This window comes from Lentzea sp. NPDC051838 (assembly GCF_040681245.1).
Classification (GTDB): Bacteria; Actinomycetota; Actinomycetes; order Mycobacteriales; family Pseudonocardiaceae; genus Lentzea.
Map to the genome: position 1 here is coordinate 359,400 of NZ_JBFAYI010000007.1, position 6,024 is coordinate 365,423.

General features: G+C 68.1%; 5 protein-coding genes and 1 rRNA gene. 5 read left to right on the forward strand and 1 reads right to left on the reverse strand.

Features of this window, described 5'->3' with window-relative positions:
• Positions 1–48: 48 nt before the first annotated feature.
• Both dxs and AB0M24_RS19820 read left to right on the forward strand, forming a co-directional pair.
• Complete coding sequence (gene dxs / locus AB0M24_RS19815; RefSeq protein WP_363769289.1) at positions 49–1,962, forward strand: 1-deoxy-D-xylulose-5-phosphate synthase; 1,914 nt, start codon at positions 49–51, stop codon at positions 1,960–1,962.
• 237 nt (positions 1,963–2,199) lie between these two features.
• Positions 2,200–2,841 (forward strand): SPFH domain-containing protein, encoded by a 642-nt coding sequence (locus AB0M24_RS19820; RefSeq protein ID WP_363769292.1) that lies wholly within the window; start codon positions 2,200–2,202, stop codon positions 2,839–2,841.
• Positions 2,842–2,976: 135 nt separating this feature from the next.
• Here AB0M24_RS19820 and AB0M24_RS19825 read toward each other — a convergent pair whose 3' ends face one another.
• The gene (locus tag AB0M24_RS19825; RefSeq protein WP_363769295.1) at positions 2,977–3,372 is read right to left on the reverse strand and encodes a nuclear transport factor 2 family protein; all 396 of its coding nucleotides are present in this window, start codon (positions 3,370–3,372) and stop codon (positions 2,977–2,979) included.
• 121 nt (positions 3,373–3,493) lie between these two features.
• Between AB0M24_RS19825 and AB0M24_RS19830 the strand changes: the two genes are divergently transcribed.
• From AB0M24_RS19830 to AB0M24_RS19840, 3 genes are all read left to right on the forward strand, one after another.
• On the forward strand, positions 3,494–4,177 hold the full coding sequence (locus AB0M24_RS19830; RefSeq protein WP_363769298.1) for a response regulator transcription factor: 684 nt from the start codon (positions 3,494–3,496) through the stop codon (positions 4,175–4,177).
• 18 nt (positions 4,178–4,195) lie between these two features.
• Positions 4,196–5,323 (forward strand): HAMP domain-containing sensor histidine kinase, encoded by a 1,128-nt coding sequence (locus AB0M24_RS19835; RefSeq protein ID WP_363769301.1) that lies wholly within the window; start codon positions 4,196–4,198, stop codon positions 5,321–5,323.
• 389 nt (positions 5,324–5,712) lie between these two features.
• Positions 5,713–6,024: ribosomal RNA gene (locus tag AB0M24_RS19840) — 16S ribosomal RNA — on the forward strand; the annotation flags it as partial.

The window sequence follows — 6,024 nt, forward strand, 5'->3', positions numbered from 1 at the left end:
CGAGCCTCCGTAGACTGAGCCGAAGTCTTCAGGAGTGAGGTGGGCGTGGTGACCCTGCTGGAGTCCGTGCACGGACCGGCTGATCTGAAACGGATGACCGAGGCGGAGCTGGGACAGCTCTGCGCCGAGATCCGGCGTTTTCTGGTCGACAAGGTCTCCAAGACGGGCGGGCACCTCGGCCCGAACCTCGGTGTCGTCGAGCTGACGGTGGCGTTGCACCGCGTGTTCGACTCGCCGCGGGACCCGATCGTGTTCGACACCGGGCACCAGTCGTACGTGCACAAGATCGTCACGGGTCGTCGTGACGGCTTCGACCGGCTGCGCCAGCAGGGCGGCCTGTCCGGCTACCCGTCGCGGTCGGAGTCCGAGCACGACGTGCAGGAGAGCTCGCACGCCTCGACGGCGCTGTCCTACGCGGACGGTCTGGCGAAGGCGAAGCAGATCACCGGCGCTGACGGCCACGTGATCGCGGTCGTCGGCGACGGCGCGCTGACCGGTGGCATGTGCTGGGAGGCGTTGAACAACATCGCGGCGGACAAGACGCGTCCTGTCGTGATCGTGGTCAACGACAACGGCCGCTCGTACTCGCCGACGATCGGTGGTCTCGCGGACCACCTGTCGTCGTTGCGGCTGCGTCCTGGCTACGAGCGCGTGCTGGAGAAGGGCAAGAGCGCTCTGCAGCACACGCCGTTCTTCGGCAAGCCGCTGTACGCCGCGCTGCACGCGGCCAAGCGCGGCATCAAGGACGCCTTGGCGCCGCAGGCGATGTTCGAAGACCTGGGGCTGAAGTACATCGGCCCCGTGGACGGACATGACCTCGCGACGCTGGAATCGGCTCTGCAGCGCGCGAAGTCGTTCGGCGGCCCGGTGATCGTGCACGCCGTCACGCGCAAGGGCATGGGCTTCGCGCCGGCCGAGAACCACGAGGCCGACCAGATGCACGCCACCGGCGTCATCGACCCGATCACCGGCGAGGACGTCAAGCCGGCCGGGCGCACCTGGACGCACGTGTTCTCCGACTCCCTGGTGGAGATCGGCCGCGAGCGCTCCGACCTGGTGGCGATCACCGCCGCGATGCAGGGACCGACCGGCCTCGACGCGTTCGCCAAGGCGTTCCCCTCGCGCTTCTACGACGTCGGCATCGCCGAGCAGCACGCGATGACGTCCGCCGCCGGTCTCGCGATCGGCGGCCTGCACCCGGTCGTCGCCGTCTACGCGACGTTCCTGAACCGTGCGTTCGACCAGCTGCTGATGGACGTCGCGCTGCACAAGCAGGGCGTCACGGTCGTGCTCGACCGCTCGGGCGTCACCGGCCCGGACGGCGCGTCGCACCACGGCATGTGGGACATGTCCATCTGCGGCGCGGTTCCCGGCATCCACGTGGCCGCGCCGCGCGACGCCTCCTCGTTGACCGAGGAGCTGCGCGAGGCCGTCGCGATCTCGGACGCGCCTACCGTGATCCGCTACCCGAAGGCCGCCGTCGGCGCCGATCTGCCCGCTCTCGAGCGCGTGGGTTCCGTCGATGTTCTTCGTCGTTCCGGTAACGACGTGCTGTTGGTGTCTGTCGGCGCGTTGGGCGAGCTCGCGCTCGAGGCCGCTTCTCGTCTCGAGGACCAGGGCATCGGCGTGACGGTCGTCGACCCGCGGTGGATCTACCCGATGTCCGACGACCTCGTGTCGATGGCCGCGTCTCATCGGTTGGTGGTGACCGTTGAGGACGGTGGCCGCCACGGTGGCTTCGGCTCGTCGTTCGCGGCCGCGCTGCGCGACGCCGACATCGAGGTGCCGTTGCGCGACATCGCTCTGCCGCAACAGTTCCACGACCACGGCTCACGTGGCGAGGTGCTGTCGCTGCTCGGCATCACCGCGCAGGACGTGGCGCGCCGCGTGACGGAGTGGGCCTCGCGCCTGGAGTGCCTGCCCGTCGAAATGGACGCGCCCGCGGACAAGCAGATCGGCTAACCTCCACCGCACGCCCGCTTTTTTGCGGCCCGGCAGGTCTTCCTCGTCCGGGTCCCGCGGTCAAGGCGGGTGGTGGGTGCCTTAGGAGCATTCAGGTTCGATCCCTGAGCGCCACGACCCCGGTCGCACACGGGGATGTCAGGCTTTGCGAGTCCCTTGTGGACTCCCGCCTCGACGTTCCGCCGGCCGGGGTCGTGGTCTGTCCGGACGGTGTTGATCTATGGGGGTGGAGAGACGATGAAGCACACGTTGTTCCCGTGGGAGCGGGGAGTTCGGTTCGATCGCGGTGTTCTGGTGGGTGAGGTGGAGCCCGGCCAGCACAAGCTGCCGCGACACACCGTGCTGCACCGCGTCGACGTTCGTCCGCGCTCTCTCACGCCCGCCGCACAGGACGTGCCGACCTCCGACGGCGTGCTCGTCCGCGTGACCGTTGTCGTGCGCTGGGCCGTGTCCTCGGCGACGACGTTCGTGGTGGGGTCCTCCGCACCCGAGGCCGAGCTCTACACGGCCGTGCAGCTCGCACTGCGCGGTGCGGTCCTCACGCGCGCACACTCGGCCGTCGACGCCGAGCGTGACGTGATTGCCGCCGAGGTCCTGGCCGGTGTCGCCGCCCGCGCCGCCGAGCTGGGTGTCACGGTGTCCGACGTGGCCGTTCGCGATGTCGTCATGCCCGGTGAGCTGCGTCGTGCGGCCCTGGCCGAGCTGGTGGCGGCGGCCGAGGGACGTGCCGCGCTGGAGCGTGCGCGCGGCGAGACCGCTGCGCTGCGGTCGTTGCTCAACGCGGCCCGGCTGGCGGAGGAGCACCCGGCGCTGCTGGAGCTCCGCGCCCTGCAGTCCGCCTCGACCGTCGTGGTGGACCGCCCGGCCCGCAAGTCCTGATCACTCCTTGCGCGTCCAGCGCAGGGTGGTTCGTGACTCGCTGAGTCGCCGGCCGGTCTCTGTCCTGACGGCGGTGTGGTTCAGCCGCAGGTCGCCTCGACCGTCGTGGTGGACCGTCCGGCTCGCAAGTCCTGATCATTCCTTGCGCGTCCAGCGCAGGGTGGTTCGTGACTCGCTGAGCCGCCGGCCGGTCTCTGTCCTGACCGCGGTGCAGTCCAGCCGCAGGCCACTGGTGCGGTGCGGCGCCTCACCCTCGCGGAAGAAGTGGACGACCGAGTTCGCCGAGGCAGCCGCCCTGCTGCCGTCGACGTCGACAACGACGTCGGTGGTGACGTGCTGGGTGTGCTCCTCGGCGACCTCGGCCTTGCACATGAAGTCGACGAGGTCATCGAGGCCGTGGATCTCGCCGTTGCGCGGCGAGTAAACCGATATATCAGTCGTGAAGACTGTATGCACTTCGTCCCAGCGCTTGTCGTCGAGCAGCAGGTTGAGACGGCTGAACAGCTCGGTTATCTCGATGCGGTCGTTCACGCAGGCCCCCAGATCGATCGGGAGCGCCGACGTTACCGATCTTCGTCGCCAGCCGGAGCCGACAGCGCGCGTGAAGGTGTCGTTAAGCGCCTTCTCAGGCTCGTATGGCACCTTTGAGTGCGTGCGGATTCTGGTAGTCGAGGACGAGGCTCCTCTGGCCGACGCGATCGCTCGCGGCCTGAGGCGCGAAGGTATGGCCGTGGACGTCGCCTACGACGGCGAGACCGGGCACGAGAAGTCGACCGTCACGCGGTACGACGTCGTGGTGCTCGACCGCGACCTGCCGGGGATGTCCGGCGACGAGCTGTGCAAGGAGATCCTCAGCTCCGGCGCGCTCACCAGGGTCATGATGCTGACGGCCAGCGGGTCGATCGAGGACCGCGTGTCCGGGTTGTCGCTGGGTGCGGACGACTACCTCGCGAAGCCGTTCGCGTTTCCCGAGCTGGTCGCGCGCGTGCGGGCGTTGGCGCGGCGGGCGACTCCGGCGACGCCGCCGGTGCTGTCCGCGCGGGACGTCGAGCTGGACCCGGCGCGGCGCACGGTGTCGCGCGGCGGGCAGCCGATCGAGCTCACGCGCAAGGAGTTCGGCGTGCTCGAGGTGCTGCTCGCGGCCAAGGGGTCGGTGGTGAGCAGTGAGGAGCTGCTGGAGCGGGTGTGGGACGAGAACGCCGACCCGTTCACCACGACCGTGCGCGTCACGGTGATGACGTTGCGCAAGAAGCTGGGCGAACCGGGCATCATCGACACCGTCGTGGGCTCCGGGTACCGGGTGCCGAGCGCTTCGATCGGACCAGCTGAGGCCTGATTCTTAGGGACTGACATCGTGCGTAGGCGCGGGCCGGGGCTTCGTCTCCGGATCACGCTCCTCACCACCGCACTCGTCGCGGTGGTGAGTGCTGTGCTGCTCTTCCTCGGGTGGACGCTGGTCGGGCGGGTCTTCGACTCGTCGCCGTCGTTCCCGTCAGGCAGCCAGGTGACGGTCGACGGCGTGAACGTCGACGTCACCGTGTTGACCAACGCACTGACGGCCGCCGCTCGCAAAGATCTGCTGCAGGCGGGCCTCATCGCGTTCGCGTGCATGGTGGTGGCCGCGGCCGTACTGGCGTGGACGTTCACGGGTCGTGTGTTGAAGCCGCTGCACGACGTGACGGGTGCCGCACGCCGGTTGTCGGCGGAGTCGCTGGGCGCGCGGTTGCGGCTGGAAGGGCCGCGGGACGAGGTCGCGGAGCTCGCGGACACGTTCGACGCGATGCTCGACCGTCTTGAGGCCGCCTTCGATTCGCAACGACGGTTCGTGGCGAACGCGTCGCACGAACTGCGCACCCCTCTCTCGGTGGTGCGCACGGAGCTGGACGTGACTCTGTCCGACCCGGACGCCGACGTCGAAGAGCTGCGGCGCATGGCCGGCGTCGTGCGCGCGGCGGGGGAGCGTGCGGAGCAGTTGGTGTCCGCACTGCTGCTGCTTGCCCGCACGGATGGTGTTGGGCTCGCGGTCCGTGAGCCGGTCGATCTCTCTGCTGTCGTCGAGTCCGCGTGGAAGGCCGTGCGCGCGGAGGCTGAGGCACGGAACCTGCGCACGGTGTTCCGGTGCGTGCCGGCGCTCGCGGTCGGGGATCCCGCGCTGCTGGAGCGCATCGCGGGGAACCTGCTGGAGAACGCCGTCCGCCACAACCACCTCGGCGGGTGGATCGAGACCGTGGTGGAGACGGGGCCGCAGTGGTCTCTGCTGCGGGTGTCGTCGTCCGGTGCGTTGATCCCGCCGGACCGCGTCGAGGAGCTGTTCGAGCCGTTCCGACGTGGGGTCAAGGACCGCACCAGCCAGTCCGGCACGGGTCTCGGGCTCTCCATCGTGCGTGCCGCGGTGGCCGCGCACGGCGGGTTTGCGCAGGCAGTGGCCGTGCCGACGGGTGGTCTGTCGGTCACCGTGCACCTGCCCGTGGCACCCCGCTGAGACCGGATACAAGATTGTCGACGTGGCCCCGGTCACACTGTGCGTCGATCTTGGCCGTTTGCGGCCACTCGTGTGGCGTCTGACCTGCGGTTACGCCGTAAGTGACCCCCGATTTGGATCTCAGTGGGCGCCCGTGTAAATTTCTCTCTGCCAGCGCGGAACGGGCCGGGAAACACCGGAACGGAGCGCGGCGCCAAAACTTCTAAGACTGACACAGCCCCGGAAGTGACTCTCCTCGGAGAGAAGCTGCGGTGAGCGCGTGTTCTTTGAGAACTCAACAGCGTGCCGAAACACAGCCAGTAATATGAAAACTCCTCGTCAGGAGTTTTCCTTTGAGTAGATAGACCAGATTGCCAGACATATTCCGTCTGGAGCGATCAACACAATCCTTATTGGAGAGTTTGATCCTGGCTCAGGACGAACGCTGGCGGCGTGCTTAACACATGCAAGTCGAGCGGTAAGGCCCTTCGGGGTACACGAGCGGCGAACGGGTGAGTAACACGTGGGTAACCTGCCCTGTACTCTGGGATAAGCCTTGGAAACGAGGTCTAATACCGGATACGACCACTGAGCGCATGCTCGGTGGTGGAAAGTTCCGGCGGTACAGGATGGACCCGCGGCCTATCAGCTTGTTGGTGGGGTAATGGCCTACCAAGGCGACGACGGGTAGCCGGCCTGAGAGGGTGACCGGCCACACTGGG